The organism is Ralstonia nicotianae, from assembly GCF_018243235.1.
Taxonomy (GTDB): Bacteria; Pseudomonadota; Gammaproteobacteria; order Burkholderiales; family Burkholderiaceae; genus Ralstonia; species Ralstonia nicotianae.
The window spans coordinates 144,469-163,352 of the sequence record NZ_CP046674.1; the positions used below are offsets into that span (position 1 = coordinate 144,469).

Here is an 18,884-nt window from a genome sequence, read left to right on the forward strand (position 1 = left end):
CGCAGAGGATTCATGTCGAATATTTTCGTGATCGCCAACCAGAAGGGTGGGGTCGGCAAGACCACCACCACGGTGAATCTCGCGGCGGGGCTGGCCGCACAAGGGCAGCGTGTGCTGCTGGTCGACCTCGATCCGCAGGGCAATGCCTCGATGGGTTCCGGCATCGACAAGCACACCCTGGAGATGAGCGTCTACCAGGTGCTGGTCGGGCTGGCGACGATTCCCCAGGCGCGCCAGCGTTCGGAGTCCGGCCGCTACGATGTGCTGCCGGCCAACCGCGATCTGGCCGGGGCTGAAGTCGAGCTGGTCGATCTCGACCATCGCGAGACCCGCCTCAAGCGCGCCCTGGCCGAGGTGGCCGATGACTATGACTTCGTGCTGATCGATTGCCCGCCGGCCCTGTCGCTGCTGACGCTGAACGGCCTGTGCGCCGCGCACGGCGTCATCGTGCCGATGCAGTGCGAGTACTTCGCGCTGGAAGGGCTGTCCGACCTGGTCAACACCATCAAGCAGGTCCATGCCAACCTGAACCGGGATCTCAAGGTGATCGGCTTGCTGCGCGTGATGTTCGATCCGCGCGTGACGCTGCAGCAGCAGGTGTCGGCGCAGCTGGAGTCGCATTTCGGTGACAAGGTCTTCAAGACGGTGATCCCGCGCAATGTGCGCTTGGCCGAGGCGCCGTCCTATGGCATGCCGGGCGTGGCGTTCGATTCCGCATCGAAGGGTGCCAAGGCGTACCTGGATTTCGGCGCGGAGATGATCGCGCGCGTGCGCCAGATGGCCGACCAACCGGCCTGAGGCCGGGCATCGCGAGGGGAACACGGATGAGCACGTTGAAGAAGAAGGGACTGGGCCGCGGCCTCGAGGCGCTGCTGGGCAGTCCCGCCGAGATTGTCGAGGTGGCCAGGCAGGACGGCGCGCCGACGGTGCTGAAGCTCGAACAGATGCAGCCCGGCAAGTACCAGCCGCGCACGCGCATGGACGAGGGCGCGCTGCAGGAGCTGGCCGCCAGCATCCGTGCGCAGGGGCTGATGCAGCCGATCCTGGTGCGCAAGGTGGACTCGGACGGCGCCGCGCAGAAGTACGAGATCATCGCCGGCGAGCGCCGCTTCCGGGCGTCGCGCCTGGCCGGCCTGACCGAAGTGCCGGTGCTGGTGAAGGACGTGCCGGACGAGGCCGCCGCCGCCATGGCGCTGATCGAGAATATTCAGCGGGAAGACCTGAACCCGCTGGAAGAGGCGCAGGGCATTGCTCGCCTGATTCGTGAATTCCAGTTCACGCACGAGCAGGCCGCCGAATCGCTCGGCCGTTCGCGCAGCGCGGTGTCGAACCTGCTGCGTCTGCTGAACCTGGCCCAGCCGGTGCAGACCATGCTGATGGCCGGCGATCTCGACATGGGCCATGCGCGCACGCTGCTTGCGGTCGATGGTGCCTCACAGATCACATTGGCTAACCAGATCATCAACAAGCGCCTGTCGGTGCGCGAGACGGAGAAGCTGGTCGCCTCGACGCTCAAGCCGTTCGAGCTGAAATCGCAGCGGCAGAAGAACGGCCAGAACGGACGCGACGTTGCCCGGCTGGAAGAAGAACTGGCCGACATGCTGGGGTTGCCCGTGCAGATCAAGCTTGCCGCCAAGGGGCGCGGTCAGTTGACGGTGCAGTTCGGCAGCCTCGACGAGTTCGACGGGTTGCTGGCCCGTCTGCGTCCGGACGGGGCCGACGAAGCTGTCGCCTGACGTCGGCTGCCTTGGTGTATCGCGCCTGCAACAGCTTGTCGCGGGTTCGGCAATGCCCGTCGCGGCGCCATTTGCGGGCGTCGGGGTGCGCCGGATGCGTGTGATTGCCTCGCGCGTCATCGACGGTGCGCGTGGTGGTCGCCATCATGAAATCGTCAGAATGTCCGGTGGCCGGATGCGTCCGGTGTTCCGGTAGCAGCACCTCATTGCGCGCCGCGAACGGAACGCGCCGCTGCAAGTGCAGTCGAAGGCGCCCGCACGACCGTTCGGTTCGCGCGTTGACTGGTGACTGTCATGTCTCGTAAAATCGTGCGGTTTCAAATCCGCCTGACCCAAAGCGGTGCGGCATGATGAAAGACGCTTCTTCCATGCAGCCAACCGAGCGGCAACGGCCCGATTCCCAAGCTTCGTCGGAAGACGCCCGGTCCAGGCCGGTGCCGGCTCCGAAGCGGGACTGGGATGCCGAAGACGCGGAGGAGGCGGGGCCGCCGGTGCATGCGCTTTCGCATGACGAAGCGGTCGCCCTGTTCGGCGAGAAGGCCTTGCGGGCCTCGCGTGTCACGCCATTCTCCATCGTGCTCGGCCAGGTGGCCATCACACTGCTGTGTGCGCTCGGATGGTATGTCGGCAGCTGGCTCGCGGGCACGGGGGCTGCATCGGCGGGCGAGGCGGCGTTGTCGGCCCTGCTGGGCGGCGGCGTCTGCGTGGTGCCTTCGGCCTGGTTCGCGCTGCGGCTGTCGAAGGCGCGGGGTTTCGAGTCCATCGCCCGGCTGGTGGTGGGCGAAGCGATCAAGGTGCTTGGCACCGTCGCGCTGCTGGTGGTCGTGGTCGTGACCTTCAAGGGCCTGCATTGGGCGCCCTTGCTGATCACCCTGATCCTGGCGCTCAAGATGTACTGGGTCGGTTTCGCATTGCGGTGACCGGCCTTAGCCTGCGGCCATGCGGCAGGCAAGCGGGATGTGTCGGAACACGGCGGGAACCCGGGTGGCTGAAGCACCAGCCGGCACCGGTTCACTGCGCTGACACCCCGATCAAATAAGGTGGTGCGTTCGGGCCGCGTGCAGTCCGCGATCTCCAGGGCAACCTGGTCGAATCGCGCGCGAGCCGGAATGTACCGCGAAGAATGTTTCGCAATATTGGACTGGGTCATCATGGCAACAGAAGTCGCAGAAGCCGCCGGCCACGCCGCCGAGCACGCTCTCACGCCTTCCGCGTATATCGCGGAGCACTTGCAGAATTTCAATAGCATCGGTGGCAAGCAGACGTCGATCGTCGACTTCTCCGTCATCAACTGGGACACCATGTTCTGGTCGGTGCTGATGGGTGCGATCGGCCTGATCTTCCTGGGCATGGCCGCGCGCCGTGTCACCGCCGGCGTGCCGGGCCGCTTCCAGGCCTTCGTCGAGCTCGTCGTCGAGATGGTCGATGACCAGGCCAAGGGCATCATCCACGGTGACCGCACCTGGATCGCGCCGCTGGCGCTGATGGTGTTCGTGTGGGTCACGCTGATGAACGCGGTCGATTTGATCCCGGTGGACTGGGTCTTTGGTATCAACCACCTGCTGGAGTCTTTCGGCCTGCACGTGCCGCACCACCGCGCGGTGGCCACGGCGGATCTGAACGGCACCTTTGGCATGTCCTTCGCCGTGCTGCTGCTGATGATCTACTACAGCTTCAAGATCAAGGGCGCGGGCGGCTTTGTGCACGAGCTGCTGTCGGCTCCGTTCGGCGCCAAGTGGTACCTCGCGCCGTTCAACCTGATCCTCAACATCATCGAATTCCTCGCCAAGGCTGTGTCGCTGGGCATGCGGTTGTTCGGCAACATGTACGCGGGCGAGCTGGTGTTCCTGCTGATCGCGCTGCTTGGCTCGATCTGGACGTTCGGTGCCGATTTCTCGGCGCTGGGTTTCGTGGGTCACGTGGTGGCCGGTGCAGCGTGGGCGATCTTCCACATCCTGATCGTGCTGCTGCAAGCCTTCATCTTCATGATGCTGACGCTGGTGTATATCGGCCAGGCACATGACCACCATTAAGTTGCGGTTCAGGTTCTCCGGTTCCGTTAGGTTTTTCCAAGTTCTAAGTTCTTCGTCTTTCACGTAAAAAGGGAGTCATCATGCAAGCATTTCTCGCCAACATCCAAGGTCTGACCGCCATCGGTATCGGCATCATCATCGGCCTGGGTGCCATCGGCGCCTGCCTCGGCATCGCACTGATGGGCGGCAAGTACATCGAAGCCTGCGCACGTCAGCCCGAGCTGATGAACCCGCTGCAAACCAAGATGTTCCTGCTGGCTGGCCTGATCGACGCGGCATTCCTGATCGGCGTGGGCGTGGCCATGCTGTTCGCGTTCGCCAACCCGCTGCTGTCGGTCATCAAGTAATTCTTTTCGGTCTGCATGATGCCGGAAGCGGCCTGGGACAACGCACCGCGTGACCCTCGCCGCTTCGTGCATTGATCCGTAGTCTCAATACCGAAAGGAACACACCATGAACCTGAACGCCACACTCGTCGCGCAGATGGTCGTGTTCTTCATCCTGTGGTGGGTTGTTGCCAAGTTCATTTGGCCGCCCCTGGTGAAGGCGCTCGACGAACGCGCGAAGAAAATCGCCGATGGCTTGGCTGCTGCCGATAAGGGCAAGGCCGAGCTGGAGCTGGCCAACAAGCGGGTCGAGCAGGCACTGACCGAAGCGCGCACCGAAGGCGCGCAGCGCATCGCGGACGCCGAGAAGCGTGCCCAGATGACCGCTGACGAGATCAAGCAGAACGCCCAGGCCGAAGCCGCGCGCATCGTCGCGCAGGCCAAGGCGGAAGCCGAACAGCAGGCCGTGCGCGTGCGTGAATCGCTGCGCGACCAGGTCGCCGTGCTGGCCGTCAAGGGCGCCGAGCAGATCCTCAAGCGTGAAGTCAATGCGCAGGTCCACGCCGATCTGCTCACTCAACTCAAGGCTGAGCTGTAATCATGGCAGAACTCGCAACCGTTGCCCGTCCGTACGCAGAGGCGCTGTTCCGCGTGGCGAAGGCCGGCAATCTGGGTGCATGGTCTGAGCTCGTGTCGGAGATGGGGCAAATCGCCGCCGTGCCCGACATGAAGGCAGTCGCCGATGATCCGAAGCTCTCCAAAGCCGATGTGGCGGGGATCTTCCTGTCGGCGCTGAAATCTCCGGTGTCGCATGAAGCGAAGGAACTGGTTGGCCTGCTGGTCGCCAACAAGCGTCTTTCGCTGCTGCCGGAAATTGCCGCGCAATTCCATGTGCTGCGGAATGCCAGCGAAGGCGCCGCCGACGTCGAGATCACCAGTGCGTTCCCGCTCGAGGGCGCGCCCCTGACCGATCTGGTCGCCACGCTCGAACGCAAGTTCGGCAAGAAGCTGCAACCGCACGTGACGGTCGATCCTTCGCTGATCGGCGGTGTGCGTGTGCAGGTGGGCGATGAAGTGCTCGACACCTCGGTGCGCGCGCGCCTGGCGCAGATGCAGTCTGCGCTCACCGCCGCGTAATGCTGTTCCGCGAGGTTCGGACGAAATCGACGATATCGCCCGCGGACAGATTGAAGAATTAGGAGCATTCGATGCAACTGAACCCCTCCGAGATCAGCGACCTGATCAAGACCCGTATCGAGGGCTTGAAGGCTGGCGCTGACGCAAAGAACACCGGCACGGTCATCTCCGTGACGGACGGCATCTGCCGCATTCACGGCCTGTCGGGCGTGATGCAGGGCGAAATGCTGGAATTCCCGGGCAACACGTTCGGCCTCGCGCTGAACCTCGAGCGCGACTCCGTCGGCGCCGTGGTGCTGGGTGACTACGAGCACATTTCCGAAGGCAACGAAGTCAAGTGCACGGGCCGCATCCTGGAAGTGCCGGTCGGCCCTGAACTGCTCGGTCGCGTGGTCAACGCGCTGGGCCAGCCGATCGACGGCAAGGGCCCGATCAACGCCAAGAAAACGGACGTGATCGAGAAGGTCGCCCCGGGCGTGATCGCACGTCAGTCGGTGAGCCAGCCGGTGCAAACCGGCCTGAAGTCGATCGACGCGATGGTGCCGATCGGCCGTGGCCAGCGTGAGCTGATCATTGGCGACCGCCAGACCGGCAAGACCGCCGTCGCAGTCGACGCCATCATCAACCAGAAGGGCAAGGGCATCTTCTGCGTGTACGTGGCAATCGGCCAGAAGGCCTCGACGATCGCCAACGTGGTGCGCAAGCTGGAAGAGCACGGCGCGCTGGAATACACGATCGTGGTGGCTGCCGCCGCTTCCGACTCGGCTGCCATGCAGTACCTGTCGGCCTACGCCGGCTGCACGATGGGCGAATACTTCCGCGACCGCGGTGAAGACGCCCTGATCGTTTATGACGATCTGACCAAGCAAGCTTGGGCTTACCGTCAAGTCTCGCTGCTGCTGCGCCGTCCGCCGGGCCGTGAAGCCTACCCGGGCGACGTGTTCTACCTGCACTCGCGCCTGCTGGAGCGTGCTGCCCGTGTGAACGCCGAGCACATCGAGAAGATCACCAACGGTGAAGTCAAGGGCAAGACCGGTTCGCTGACCGCACTGCCCGTGATCGAAACGCAGGCCGGCGACGTGTCCGCGTTCGTGCCGACCAACGTGATCTCGATTACCGACGGCCAGATCTTCCTGGAAACCGACCTGTTCAACGCCGGTATCCGCCCCGCCATCAACGCCGGTATCTCGGTGTCGCGTGTGGGTGGCGCTGCGCAGACCAAGGTCGTCAAGAAGCTGTCCGGCGGTATCCGTACCGACCTGGCCCAGTACCGTGAGCTGGCTGCGTTCGCGCAGTTCGCTTCCGACCTGGACGAGGCGACCCGCAAGCAGCTCGAGCGCGGCCGCCGCGTGACCGAACTGCTCAAGCAGCCGCAATACCAGCCGCTGCAAGTGTGGCAGCTGGCCGCGTCGCTGTACGCAGCCAACAATGGCTTCCTCGACAACGTGGACGTGAAGGACATCCTGGCTTTCGAAAAGGGCCTGCACGACCAGCTGAAGACGAAGTACGCCGACCTCATCAACCGTATCGAAGACACGAAGGATCTGTCGAAGGACGATGAGGCCGCCCTGCGTGCCGCGATCGAGGATTTCAAGAAGTCCGCCGCGTTCTAACCGCGTCATTCCCGGAACTGGTCACGCTTAGCCTGCGTGGCCAGGTCTGAACGGAGAGATAGAAATGGCCGGAACGAAAGAAATCCGAACCAAGATCAAGAGCGTGCAGAACACGCGCAAGATCACCAAGGCGATGGAAATGGTCGCCGCGTCCAAGATGCGCCGCGCGCAGGAACGGATGCGCAGCGCCCGGCCGTATGCCGAGAAGATCCGCAACGTGGCTGCGCACATGGCGCAGGCCAATCCGGAGTATCAGCACCCGTTCATGGTCAAGCGCGACGTCAAGCGCGCCGGCCTGATCGTGGTGACGACGGACAAGGGCCTGTGCGGTGGCCTGAACACCAACGTGCTGCGTGCCGTCACCAACCAGCTGCGCGACCTGCAGAACAAGGGTGTCGAGTCGCAGGCGACCGCCATCGGTTCCAAGGGCATGCAGTTCCTGGGCCGCATCGGCGCGAAGGTCGTCTCGAACGTGGTGCACCTGGGCGACACGCCGCATCTGGAAAAGCTGATCGGTGCGATCAAGGTCCAGCTCGACGCGTTCACGGCCGGCGAGATCGATGCCGTGTACCTGGCGTACACCCGCTTCATCAACACGATGAGGCAGGAGCCGGTGGTCGAGCAGCTGCTGCCGCTCACGGCCGACAAGCTGACGCAGACCGCAGCCGAGAAGCAGGCCTACTCGTGGGACTACATCTACGAGCCGGACGCGCAGACGGTGGTGGACGAACTGCTGATCCGCTACGTGGAAGCGCTGGTGTACCAGGCGGTGGCCGAGAACATGGCCTCCGAGCAGTCGGCCCGGATGGTGGCGATGAAGGCGGCCTCGGACAATGCCAAGAACGTGATCGGCGAGCTGCAACTGGTCTACAACAAGACCCGCCAGGCAGCGATCACGAAGGAGCTGTCCGAGATCGTCGGCGGCGCAGCGGCGGTTTGACGCCCACGGCAAAGATTTAAGTTATTGGAGATACAGATGAGTATCGGAACGATTGTGCAGTGCATCGGCGCCGTGGTGGACATCCAGTTCCCGCGCGACGCGATGCCCAAGGTCTACGACGCGCTCGTGCTGCAGGACAGCGGCGAAGCGTCGTTCGCCGAGAAGGGCCTGAGCTTCGAAGTGCAACAACAGCTGGGCGACGGCGTGGTGCGTACCATTGCGCTGGGTTCGTCGGACGGCCTGCGCCGCGGCATGCCGGTGTCGAACACTGGCGCGCCGATCTCGGTGCCCGTCGGCCATGGCACGCTGGGCCGCATCATGGACGTGCTGGGTCGCCCGATCGACGAAGCCGGTCCGATCGCCGCCGATGAAAAGCGCGCGATTCACCAGAAGGCCCCGAAGTTCGACGAACTGTCGCCGTCGGTGGACCTGCTGGAAACCGGCATCAAGGTGATCGACCTGGTCTGCCCGTTCGCCAAGGGCGGCAAGGTGGGTCTGTTCGGTGGCGCCGGCGTCGGCAAGACCGTGAACATGATGGAGCTGATCAACAACATCGCCAAGCAGCACTCGGGCTTGTCGGTGTTTGCTGGCGTGGGCGAGCGTACCCGTGAGGGCAACGACTTCTACCACGAAATGAAGGACTCCAACGTGCTCGACAAGGTGGCCATGGTGTTCGGCCAGATGAACGAGCCGCCGGGCAACCGTCTGCGCGTGGCGCTGACCGGCCTGACCATGGCCGAGCGCTTCCGTGACGAAGGCCGCGACATCCTGTTCTTCGTCGACAACATCTACCGCTACACGCTGGCCGGTACCGAAGTGTCGGCACTGCTGGGCCGGATGCCTTCCGCCGTGGGCTATCAGCCGACGCTGGCTGAAGAAATGGGCAAGCTGCAGGAGCGCATCACGTCGACCAAGACCGGTTCGATCACGTCGATCCAGGCCGTGTACGTGCCTGCGGATGACTTGACCGATCCGTCGCCCGCTACGACCTTCCTGCACCTGGACTCGACCGTCGTGCTGTCGCGTGACATCGCCGCGCTGGGTATCTACCCCGCCGTCGATCCGCTCGACTCGACCTCGCGTCAGCTGGATCCGCAAATCGTCGGTACGGAACACTACGAAGTGGCCCGCCGCGTGCAGCAGACCCTGCAGCGCTACAAGGAACTGCGCGACATCATCGCGATTCTGGGCATGGACGAACTGTCGCCGGAAGACAAGCTGGCCGTGGGCCGCGCCCGTAAGATCCAGCGTTTCCTGTCGCAGCCGTTCCACGTGGCCGAAGTGTTCACGGGTTCGCCGGGCAAGTACGTGCCGCTGAAGGAAACCATCCGCGGCTTCAAGATGCTGGTGGACGGCGAGTGCGATCACCTGCCGGAGCAGGCGTTCTACATGGTCGGCTCGATCGACGAGGCCTTCGAGAAGGCCAAGAAGCTCCAGTAAGAGCGAGGTCTGGCCCCGCGCGCGAGCCGGGGCCGGCACGGGCTTCCTGACATCTGCGGGAAGCCGCTTTTCTGAGCAAAGGAATCGAGATGGCAACCATTCATGTAGACGTCGTCAGCGCCGAGCAGGAGATCTTCTCCGGCGACGCCAAGTTCGTGGCACTGCCGGGCGAAGCGGGCGAACTGGGCATCCTGCCCGGCCACACGCCGCTGATCACGCGCATCAAGCCGGGCGCCGTGCGCATCGAGACCGAAGCTGGCGAAGAGTTCGTCTTTGTCGCCGGTGGCATTCTCGAAGTGCAGCCCAAGCACGTCACCGTGCTGGCTGACACCGCGATCCGTGGCCACGACCTGGACGAAGCCAAGGCGAACGAAGCCAAGCGTGCGGCCGAAGAGGCGCTGCAGAACCAGAGCAGCGACCTGGATCTGGCCCGTGCGCAAGGTGAGCTGGCCGTGGCGACTGCGCAGCTGGCAGCGATCGCGCGCCTGCGCCGCAAGCGCTGAGCGGATTCGCGCCGGTTCGATTTCGGATCGGTACGGCCCCAAAAGAAAGCAGCCCGATCGGGCTGCTTTTTTATTGCCTGCTGTTGCCGCGAGCGTTCAACGGTGGTCAGTGTCGCGCTGCTGTGCTTCGTTGTGGCCAGCCTGCGGGTGCGGCTGGGCCGGGGCCGCCTCATGGTGCTCCACGCGCGGTTGGGGTGGCTGCGGCGGCTGCGGTGGGCGTACCTCCGGACGCGGCTGAGGTTGCGGCTGCGGTGGACGCATTTCGACCACGTGCGGCTGAGGTTGTGGCTGGGGTTGCGGCGGGCGTATCTCCACCGGGTGCGGCTGCGGCATCGGGCGAGGTGCTTCGATGCGCGCTTCGGGCTGATGCGGTACCGGGAGTGGCGCCGGGTGCGGTTGCGGCTCGGGGCGAGCCTGTGCCGGCGGCTCGCTGCGCGGACGCTCTTGTTGCGCCGAAGGCATCGGCCGACGTTCCTCGCGTGGGGTGCCCGGCATGCTTTCGGGCTGCGGCGGACGCGTCGTCGTGCCCGCCGGCCCCTGCGGTGGCGCATGCACGGCTTGCGCAGGCACATCCGGCCCCCGACGCGCTTCGCCGCGATGTTCCGGCATCGGCATGGCGCCAGACTGCTGCCCGGGTCGGGTGGTCGTACCCGGCGCTGCGGGCGCCATCAGTGCCTGCGGAGCGGGTGAGGCCGGTGCACCGTGTGCCTGCGGATTGCCCGGGCCACCCGGGGTGGCCGGTGTATTGGGACCGTGCGGAACGCCGGGCACGGGCTCATTGCCCGGACGCGGCATCTCGGCCGGCGTGGCGCGTGTCAGCCGCAAGCCCGCGGCTTGCGCGGCGGCCGGCATCGGCTGCGTCCCCACATTGGCAGGACCGCGCGCGGGGCCGACCCGCGAGGCATTGCCGCCCACCCAAGCCGGCCCCGTGCCGGGCAGCGCGCCGCCCTGCGAGCGGAAGCGCTCGGCCAGCGGATCGTGCCCACCCGCCGGAGTCTGCGGCGCACGCACGGCGAGGGCCTGCCGCGAGAAGACCTGCGTCGGCGGCTGCGGATGCGGTCCGCTGGCGGCGGCCGCACCGACCAGGCTGGTCTTGACGGGGGCCAGCGCCGGTGTCGAGACGAACTGCGCATGCGTCAGCTGCGCGCGCATCTGTTCGGGCCGCAAGGTCGTCATTGCCGGGCCGACCGGCCGGCCGCTGACGAAGGTCTTGGCAGGCACCGCCGTCAGTGCGGCCGGGTTGTTGGCGTTGATGTACGTGACGCGGTTGACGTTGGTCACGTTGTTGATGATGGTCTTGTTGACCGTGACGTTGTTGACCACCACCGTGCGGTTGATGTTGGTCACGTAGGTCGGACTGGCTGCGTAGACGGGGCGATACGCTTCGCCCGGCGCGAGCGGAAACCACGCCACGCCCGGCGAGCCGATCGAGATGTTGATGCCCCAGCTCACGCCGCCGCCGCCACCGCCCCCCACGAAGGCGACCAGCGCGGGGGCGTAGACCGGCCGCGGCACCACGGGGCCCGGCACCCAGCACCACGTCGTGCCCACGTAGGCCCAGCGGCCATAGTGGAACGGCGCGAAGCCCCATGGCGCATCGTCGACCCAGGTCCAGCCCCATGGGGCGATCCAGGCCCAATGGCCGGTGCGATACGGCGCCCAGCCGACCGGCACGGCATGCGGTACCCACACCGCGCCGTAGCCGTCTTCCTCGCGCCACGTGCCGTACTCGTCCAGCGCTTCGTAGCCGGTCATTTCGCGGCCGACATAGCGCGCGGAGACCGAGGCATCCTCGTGCGCATCGCGCGCTTCGGCCCAGCGATCGAACGCGTCGCGGCCGGGATAGTCGGTGCCCCCGGCTTCCGCCAGGTCAGTGCCGCCGAAGCGGACCTGCTGGCCGGCGGCCAGCGGCGCCGAGCGATCGTCGCCGTAGACCGTGCCGTTGCCGCGCCAGACGGTCACCGTGGTGGTCGAGCCATCCGGCGCGACGTCGAGCCGGTATTCACCGGGTGCCTGGACCTGGAAGGCCAGGTTGGGCGTATCGATTTCCACGATCTGATCCGGCGGCAGCGCGCGCACGCGTACCGACAGCGCGCCCTGCGTGAGCTTGACCTGCGTGGTGCGGTTGTCCAGGTCGACCAGCGTGGCGCCGGTGTTCTGGCCAAGGCGCAGCGCGGTGGAGCCGACGTGGAGTTCGGTGCGGCCGCCCTGGTCGGACCACAGGCGATCGCCGGTGGTGAAGGGGCGGTTGAGCGTGGCGGCGGCCCAGTCATCGGAGCCCGCGGGTGCGAAGCTGACGGCGCCGGAGAAGTCCGACAGGCGCGCCACGCGCGAGGCAGGGTCGGTGGCCAGCGCGGCTTGCGTGCCGCACACCAGCAGGACGGCGGCGAGACTCGCTGCCCGCAGGACGCGTGGCAGCCGCAGGCCGGAGAGACGGTCGGTACGGCAGGAGGTGATAGTCATGATGGGCCCTCGTTCTTGATGACGACACGCATCGTCCGGATGCCTTTATTAAACGCAGCGGCGGACGGTAGGGGGACGTGCTTTTGTAAGCGCGTGTTTCGTCGCGATGCGGCGTACGGGCGTCGGGGAGGGCTGGAGAAGGGCTGGTGCTGACGAACCGCGGCAGTGCGCGCGGACGAAAAAAAACGCGCGGGCCGGGGAGCGCCGCGCGGACGGGAAATCCCTTCGAGGGGTCAATTCGAAAGGGAGGGGTAACCTGCGCACAGCGCCGTGCGTCGATGTCTGGAGGCCGTCGCCTGGCGAGCCGATCTGGCCGCGACAGCGCACAACAATTGGACACAAACACGTCGGGTGCGAAGGCATTGTGGGTGACAAGGGCCCCCCCGGGGCGTAACAAAATGTGTCGGATTGCAATCGAATGCAAGCGCTGTAAAACGCCCTCCGTGTGATGGCAAAACCGCTTGAAGAAAGCGCTCGGGGAACGCCCGCATCACGCGCGGAGTCCCATTGATCTGTCGCATGGCTGCTGTCGCCTGTGCGCAGGCGGATCCGGGAACGATGTCCTAGTCTGGGTGTTTGGTGAGCGAGGAGGATGCATGCGCGGGCATGCCGTGCGCGGGAGCGCGCAGTTGTCGGCCGCAGCCGGCGTTTTTGTTACGTTGATGGTGATCATGTGGGACGCCGGCACCGCCCATGCCGCGTCGGAAGCGGCGTCGGCGCCGCCTGCCGCGTCGGCGAGTGCGCCGGCCTCCGCTGCGCCCGTTGCATCCGCGCCAACGGCCGCCCTTGCAAAATCCCGCGAGGGGCGCGAGCGTCATGCCGGCACGTTCTGGCAGGGTGCGGTCGGCAAGGGCGGCGACAGCCCGGGCTGGAATGTCTGGCTCAGCGTCTACGAGCCCGGTCCCAAGGCGCAGGTACAGGACAAGGACCCCATCGCCGATACCCTCACCGGCGAGGCGTACGACGACCGTCCGCAGGGCCGCGCGCTGTGGAGCCTCGAGGGCCGCAACGCGCCCGACCGGCGCTTCGTGTGGCGCGAGCGTGCGGATGGCCTCGACAGCGACGGCCAGCCCGTCACCCGCGAGGGCGGTACGCTGTCCGGCACGGTCTCCGCCGACGGCGCGACCGCCGCCGGCACATGGAGCGACGGCGGCCGCGCCCAGCCCTTCACCCTCAAGCGCGCCGCCCGCTACCTGGAGGTGAGCGGCACGTCCGGCCCGGCCCGGATGACCGAACGCTATCCCGTGACCGGCGACGCGGCGGTGGACGCGCTGGTGCAATCCCTGCGCATCGGCCGCTGCGACGCCGACGACATCGAATGCGTGATCCAGATCAGCATGGTGGGACTGGGCGAGACCGTCAGCCTGCTGCGCATGGTGTGGGCCTACAGCGGCGGCGCGCACGGCAACTACGGCTTCACGGCGGGCAACTGGCGGCGCGGGCCACAGGGCTTCCAGCCGATCACGCTGGCCGATGTGCTGAACCCGAGCGCCGCATGCCTGCAGAGCTTCAACACGCAGGTGGTCAATGCGCTCAGGCGCGAGGGCGCACCCGATGCCGTGCGCGGCATCCTGAAGGAGAAGGATCTGCGCAGTGCCACGTTTCCGTTTACCCTGCAGGGAGACCGCATCGTCGTGCACTACGGCCCGTACGAGGTCGGGCCGTATGCGTGGGGTGCGTTCCGCGCGGCGGTGCGCATCGACGATCTCGGTGCCGCGTGCCGGCGTCCGTCCGCCTGAAACCGAACGTCATCCATGTCCGCCAATCCTTCCTACGTCGACGAGCAGACGCTCATGCGCCGGCTGCTGTCCGGCAAGACCATCGCCGTGGTCGGGCTGTCGCCGCGGCCGACGCGGCCCAGCTACGACGTGGCGCGCTATCTGCAGCAGGCCGGCTACCGGATCGTGCCCGTGAACCCGCAGCACGCGGGCGAGGATGTGCTCGGCGAGCCGTGCTTCGCGACGCTCGCCGAGGCCGCCACCACGCTGGCCGCCGCCGGGCGGCGCATCGACCTGGTCGACATCTTCCGCCGCGCCGAACACGTGCTGCCGGTGGTGCGTGAAGCGGCGGCCCTGGGCGTGGGCGGCATCTGGGTGCAGCTGGGCATCGTCAACGATGAGGCGATGGCGGTGGCGCGCGCGGCGGGCATTCCAGCCGTGCAGGACCGCTGTACCAAGATCGAGCACTGGCGCCTCGGTCTCGGCGAGCGGGGCTGAGCGCGCGCGGCGTCCCGCGCTACACTTCGGCGCTCTGCGCAACGTCTATCCCCGCCATGGCCGTCGATCCCCAGATCCTGCAGTTCCACCAACGCCTTGCCGAACGGTTCGGCGCCTTGCCGCTGCCGGCCGACGCGCTGGCCCGGCGCGCACGCTTCGCGGCCGTCGCCGAGGTCTTGGCGCGGCCGGATCCCGAGGGGATCGAGGCGTCGGACCTGACCCTGCCGCTGCCGGGCCGCACGCTCGATGCGGTGATGTTCCGGCCGCGCAGCGTGCAGCGTCCGCGCCTGCTGGTGTGGTTCCATGGCGAAGGCTGGATGGTGGGGGCCGCGCGCACCACGCACCGCCTGATGTGCGCGCTGCTGGCGGCCGATACCGGCTGCGCGGTGATCAGCGTCGACTATCGCCTCGCGCCTGAGCATCCGTTTCCGGCGCCCACCGACGATGCGCGCGATGCGCTGGCTTACCTGGCGGAGCAGCGGTTGCATCTGTCGCTCGATCCGGATTTCCTGGCCGTGGGCGGGGACAGCGCGGGCGGGCATCTGGCGGCGCAGGCCGCGCAAGCGGTGCACGACAGGGTGCGGCCGGGCCTCGTGACGGCGCAGCTGCTGGTCTGTCCCGCTACCATGCCGGCCTTCGGCAGCGAGAGCTACAGCGCCTTTGCGCAGGGCCCGGGCCTGACGCGCGACGAAATGCGCTGGTACTGGGCGCAGTTCATCGGCGAGGCGGCGCTCGATCGGCCGCTGGCCGAGCAGGATGCGCGCCTCTTCCTGATGGCCGATCCGCCCGCTCACCTGCCGCCCGACACGGTGGTGATCGTGGCCGCGCACGACGTGCTGCGCGACGATGGCCTGGCCTACGCCGACCACCTGGTGCAGCACGGTGCCCAAGTCGTCACGATCGAGGCTTCGGGCATGACCCACGGCTTTGCGCGCCTGCAGCCCGAAGCGGAGCGGGCACGCGAATGGATGCGCCGTGCGGCGCACGCTTTCGTGGGAATGATCGGGGGGGATGCCGCCGGCTGATGCGTCAGTGCGGAGGGCGTACCCGGAACCTCGCCAGCACGCGGCGTGTGACGAACAGCGAGAGGTAATCGTGTACGCGGGCCTCGGAGGCGAGCGTGCGCATCGTTTCCAGATAGGTCTGGCGGACGAGATCGGCCGGTGCGCCGGTGTCCTGCACGATCTTGTCGATCTGCTCGTTCTGGTCGGATATGGCGGTGCCCATGACAGCTTCCCCGTGCTTGCAATGGCGGTGGCGCGCGGCGTCGGATGCGCGGCGCGTGACCACTATAGGAAACGTGTCGGAACTGTCTAGCGCTGTTGCAAATCATCCTGCGCTGCATCAAACCGGTGCGGTTGCCGCGCCGGAAGTGCATCAGGCGCCACGTCCTATTTGGCCCAGTTCGCGGGCATGCTCTGCAGTCCGATGGTGGTGCCGGCGGTATCGGTCACGCGCGCCAGTTCCCGGTACGCGATCGCCTGGACGCGCTCGGGCAGCGGCACGAACTTGGCGCGGGCGGCCAGCTCGTCACCGTGGAAGTAGCCCCAGGTCAGGAACTTGAGCGCGTCCAGCGTGCGCGCGCCGTTGGCGCTCACGGCCGGCACGATGATGAAGGTGCCCATGGTGATCGGCCAGGTGTCGGGGCCGGGCAGGTTCACGAGCGGCGCGGTGAAGTCGCCCTTGCGGTTCCAGGCGCTCTGCAGCACCGCATCGCGGAAGCCGCTGACCTGGGCGCTGACGAAATGGCCGGTGGCATTGCGCAACTGCACCGCGTTCAGGTCGTTGTCGAGGACGTAGTTGTAGTCGACGTAGCCGATGGCGCCGGGCGTGGCCTGTACCGCCTTGACCACGTCGCCGCTGCCCTTGGCGGCGGTGAAGTCGGCCGGCCAGGCGAGGGTCGACTTGGTGCCGTAGGCGGCTTTCCAGTCTGCGCTGACGGCGCTCAGGTAGTCGGTGAAGTGATAGGTCGTGCCCGAGCCGTCGGCGCGCACCACGGGGTGGATCTTCAGCCTGGGCAGCGCCAGGCCGGGATTGAGCGCGTGCAGTTCGGGCGCGTCCCAGGTCTCGACCTTGCCGAGGAAGATGCGCGCCAGCACCTCGCCCGTGAGCCGCAACTGGCCGTGCGGCATGCCCGGCAGATTGACGAAGGGGACCGCCCCCGTCACCACCGATGGCACGCACACCAGCCCGGCCTTGGCCGCATCGGCCGACGACAGCGGCACATCCGATGCGCCGAAATCCACCGTGCCCGCGCGGATGCGCTTGAGGCCCTCTCCCGAGCCCACCGCGTCGTACTTGAGCGTCGTGCCCGAGGCGGCGGCGTAGCCCGCCGACCAGATGCGGTAGACCGGTGCCGCGGCGGTCGATCCCGCGCCGAGGATTTCCGCCCGCGCGAGAACGGGCAAGCCCGAGGCGACCATCGCCAGGGCCAGGACTGCGTGCTTGAACATGGGGAAACTGCCTGCGGAAAACGCGCCGGCGGCTGGAGTGAAGCCCCGGATTGTAACGGGGCTCCGATGACAGCGCGCGTGGGGTCGGGTTTCCCGCAAGGCGGAGTGTTGTAAGACGTTCCGCAAACGTTAAATGTAAAAAGAGGTGAGATCGCCTCTTTTGTGCGGGGTGACATCGCCTTCGCCGGAGGCGCTCGGGCACGCTGATGGTCGGCGTGCCCAAGCGTATTGCACGGCGCGTTGGCCGCCGTGCTTACTTTGCCAGCCCCTCCGCCCGCAGCGCCTCCTGCACCTTCGGCCGTGCGGCCACGCGTTCCAGGTAGGCCTTCAGGTTCGGGTAGGGCGTCAGCGGCAGTGCCAGCAGGTTGGCCCAGTTGATGACGGTGAAGGCATAGGCATCGGCCACGCTGTAGTCGCCGGCGAGCCAGGGTTGCCGGGCGAACAGGGCTTCCAGTTCGGCAAAGCGCGCGGCCAGCCTGTCCTTGACCCATTGGCGCGTGGATTCCGCCGTCTCCTTGTGCCACAGCCACGGGCTGAAGACCTTGTGCAGTTCGGTGCTGACGAACGTCAGCCATTGCACGACCGCCAGCCGGCGCGGCGAGCCCGGCGCGCCGATCAGCGCTTGTGACGGATCGAGGTCGGCCACGTGCTGCAGCAGCGCCGCGCCTTCGGTATGGCGGGAGCCATCGGCGAGTTCGAGCACCGGTACGTAGCCGCGCGGTGCAACGGCGTAGAAGTCGCCGCCGTCCGCCGTGGTGTGCTGGGCCAGGTCGACGGCGGCGAGATCGAACGGCACGCCCACCTCGCGCAGGGCGATGTGGACGGCGAGCGAGCAGGCACCGGGAGCGTAGTAGAGCTTCATGATCGTGGGCGTGAATGGAGGGGAAAGCCGGGGCTGCCGGCGGCAGCGCCATCGGTGAAGCCACTGTAGGATTGCGCTCACGCCAACGAAATAGGCATGAAAGAAAACCATGCATGCGCAAACGCAATACCGGCTGAGCGCGGCCGACCTGGAAGTCGTGCTGGCGATGGCGCGCACCGGCACGCTGGCGGCGGCGGGCGAGCGGCTGGGCGTGGACGCCTCCACCGTGTTCCGCTCACTGCAGCGGATCGAGCGCGGGCTGGGGCAGGCCCTGTTCGCGCGCTCGCGCACCGGGTATCTGGCCAACGAGTTGGCGCAGTCGCTGGCCGAGCGGGCGGAGCAGGTGGAAGCGGCGCTGGAGGCGGCGCGCTCGGCGGCCAACATGGCGCCGGACCCGGTCGCGGGCACGGTGCGCATCACCACCACCGACACCATCCTGCATGGCCTGGTCGCGCCCGCGCTCATGGCGCTGCATGCGCAGCATCCGGGCCTGGTCTATGACCTGCACGTCGGCAACGAACTGGCGAGCCTGACCCGGCGCGACGCCGACATTGCCGTGCGCGCCACGCGGCGCCCGCCGCCGCATCTCGTGGGCAAGCAGATCGGCCCGGTCCGCGTGGGGCTGTACGCGGGCAGGGGCAGTGCCTTCCAGCACTACGCCGACGTGGAGGCCGGCCGCGCGCCGTGGATCGGCGTGGATGACGCGATTCCCGATCACCCTTCCGTGGTCTGGCGCAAGCGCCATGTTCCCAAGGCGGTGCCGGCGTACCGCGTCAACAGCCTTCAGACGGTGATGGAAATGGTCGGGTTGGGCCTGGGGGTGGGCATCCTGCCGGTTTTCCTGGCTGACATGCGTAGCGACCTGGTGCCGCTGCTCGGTGTGCTGTATGCCGGCCAGACTGAGCTATGGCTGCTGATGCATCCGGAGTCGCGGCACCTGCGGCGGATCGCGACGGTGTATGGGCATCTGGCGCAGGTGCTGCGGCTGCCGTGAGCGGGGCGGCACGATGGCATTCACGCCGTCGTGCCCTGTTCTTTGCTGACTTGATGAGCCCGGGCATGCGAACAACGCTGGGCCAGGCCATCTGCCCCTCGCATGGGTGGGGGGCCAATTGCGTGAGTCATCTCAAGTTCCCCGCTCCCCTGCCGTAGCTTTTTCCAC

Annotated in this window: 19 protein-coding genes; 15 read left to right on the plus strand and 4 right to left on the minus strand. The window is 66.9% G+C overall.

Going from position 1 to position 18,884, the window contains the following annotated elements; all coding sequences use genetic code 11:
* Positions 1–12: 12 nt before the first annotated feature.
* The 11 genes from GO999_RS00620 (at position 13) to GO999_RS00670 (ending at position 9,728) form a co-directional block, all read left to right on the plus strand.
* Positions 13–798, plus strand: coding sequence for a ParA family protein (locus GO999_RS00620; RefSeq protein WP_011003209.1), 786 nt, complete (start codon positions 13–15; stop codon positions 796–798).
* Between the two features lie 26 nt (positions 799–824).
* A complete protein-coding gene (locus GO999_RS00625) occupies positions 825–1,736 on the plus strand; it encodes a ParB/RepB/Spo0J family partition protein (RefSeq protein WP_011003208.1) in 912 nt (303 codons plus the stop codon).
* Positions 1,737–2,104: 368 nt separating this feature from the next.
* Positions 2,105–2,656, plus strand: coding sequence for an ATP synthase subunit I (locus GO999_RS00630; protein ID WP_223259673.1), 552 nt, complete (start codon positions 2,105–2,107; stop codon positions 2,654–2,656).
* A gap of 231 nt (positions 2,657–2,887) precedes the next feature.
* On the plus strand, positions 2,888–3,769 hold the full coding sequence (gene atpB, locus GO999_RS00635) for a F0F1 ATP synthase subunit A (protein ID WP_028853836.1): 882 nt from the start codon (positions 2,888–2,890) through the stop codon (positions 3,767–3,769).
* An 80-nt stretch (positions 3,770–3,849) separates the two neighbouring features.
* Entirely contained in the window at positions 3,850–4,116 is a 267-nt protein-coding gene (gene atpE / locus GO999_RS00640; RefSeq protein WP_003262709.1) for a F0F1 ATP synthase subunit C, read from the plus strand.
* A 106-nt stretch (positions 4,117–4,222) separates the two neighbouring features.
* Positions 4,223–4,693: a F0F1 ATP synthase subunit B gene (locus GO999_RS00645; protein ID WP_011003205.1), complete on the plus strand. Its 471-nt coding sequence runs from the start codon at positions 4,223–4,225 to the stop codon at positions 4,691–4,693.
* 2 nt (positions 4,694–4,695) lie between these two features.
* Positions 4,696–5,232, plus strand: coding sequence for a F0F1 ATP synthase subunit delta (locus GO999_RS00650; protein ID WP_011003204.1), 537 nt, complete (start codon positions 4,696–4,698; stop codon positions 5,230–5,232).
* Positions 5,233–5,303: 71 nt separating this feature from the next.
* Positions 5,304–6,845 (plus strand): F0F1 ATP synthase subunit alpha, encoded by a 1,542-nt coding sequence (gene atpA, locus GO999_RS00655; protein ID WP_011003203.1) that lies wholly within the window; start codon positions 5,304–5,306, stop codon positions 6,843–6,845.
* 64 nt (positions 6,846–6,909) lie between these two features.
* The gene (gene atpG, locus GO999_RS00660; RefSeq protein WP_011003202.1) at positions 6,910–7,785 is read left to right on the plus strand and encodes a F0F1 ATP synthase subunit gamma; all 876 of its coding nucleotides are present in this window, start codon (positions 6,910–6,912) and stop codon (positions 7,783–7,785) included.
* 36 nt (positions 7,786–7,821) lie between these two features.
* Positions 7,822–9,225: a F0F1 ATP synthase subunit beta gene (atpD, locus tag GO999_RS00665; protein ID WP_011003201.1), complete on the plus strand. Its 1,404-nt coding sequence runs from the start codon at positions 7,822–7,824 to the stop codon at positions 9,223–9,225.
* Between the two features lie 89 nt (positions 9,226–9,314).
* A complete protein-coding gene (locus tag GO999_RS00670; RefSeq protein ID WP_011003200.1) occupies positions 9,315–9,728 on the plus strand; it encodes a F0F1 ATP synthase subunit epsilon in 414 nt (137 codons plus the stop codon).
* 96 nt (positions 9,729–9,824) lie between these two features.
* Here the strand turns inward: GO999_RS00670 and GO999_RS00675 are convergent, their stop codons facing one another.
* Positions 9,825–12,191: a DUF6600 domain-containing protein gene (locus GO999_RS00675; protein ID WP_118871934.1), complete on the minus strand. Its 2,367-nt coding sequence runs from the start codon at positions 12,189–12,191 to the stop codon at positions 9,825–9,827.
* Between the two features lie 596 nt (positions 12,192–12,787).
* Between GO999_RS00675 and GO999_RS00680 the strand changes: the two genes are divergently transcribed.
* The 3 genes from GO999_RS00680 to GO999_RS00690 are packed head-to-tail and all read left to right on the plus strand — an operon-like array spanning position 12,788 to position 15,432.
* The gene (locus tag GO999_RS00680; protein WP_019717228.1) at positions 12,788–13,930 is read left to right on the plus strand and encodes an RsiV family protein; all 1,143 of its coding nucleotides are present in this window, start codon (positions 12,788–12,790) and stop codon (positions 13,928–13,930) included.
* A gap of 15 nt (positions 13,931–13,945) precedes the next feature.
* Positions 13,946–14,407 (plus strand): CoA-binding protein, encoded by a 462-nt coding sequence (locus GO999_RS00685; protein ID WP_011003197.1) that lies wholly within the window; start codon positions 13,946–13,948, stop codon positions 14,405–14,407.
* 56 nt (positions 14,408–14,463) lie between these two features.
* Positions 14,464–15,432, plus strand: a complete 969-nt coding sequence (locus GO999_RS00690) for an alpha/beta hydrolase (protein WP_019717227.1) — start codon at positions 14,464–14,466, stop codon at positions 15,430–15,432.
* A gap of 4 nt (positions 15,433–15,436) precedes the next feature.
* Here the strand turns inward: GO999_RS00690 and GO999_RS00695 are convergent, their stop codons facing one another.
* From GO999_RS00695 to gstA, 3 genes are all read right to left on the minus strand, one after another.
* Positions 15,437–15,634 (minus strand): DUF3562 domain-containing protein, encoded by a 198-nt coding sequence (locus GO999_RS00695; RefSeq protein WP_011003195.1) that lies wholly within the window; start codon positions 15,632–15,634, stop codon positions 15,437–15,439.
* Between the two features lie 164 nt (positions 15,635–15,798).
* Positions 15,799–16,860 carry a phosphate ABC transporter substrate-binding protein PstS gene (gene pstS / locus GO999_RS00700; protein ID WP_211906462.1) on the minus strand — a complete coding sequence of 354 codons (1,062 nt, stop codon included), beginning with the start codon at positions 16,858–16,860 and terminating at the stop codon, positions 15,799–15,801.
* A 253-nt stretch (positions 16,861–17,113) separates the two neighbouring features.
* Positions 17,114–17,722: a glutathione transferase GstA gene (gene gstA, locus GO999_RS00705; protein ID WP_016722371.1), complete on the minus strand. Its 609-nt coding sequence runs from the start codon at positions 17,720–17,722 to the stop codon at positions 17,114–17,116.
* A gap of 109 nt (positions 17,723–17,831) precedes the next feature.
* Between gstA and GO999_RS00710 the strand changes: the two genes are divergently transcribed.
* Positions 17,832–18,716: a LysR family transcriptional regulator gene (locus GO999_RS00710; RefSeq protein ID WP_028853832.1), complete on the plus strand. Its 885-nt coding sequence runs from the start codon at positions 17,832–17,834 to the stop codon at positions 18,714–18,716.
* The last annotated feature ends 168 nt before the right edge of the window (positions 18,717–18,884 follow it).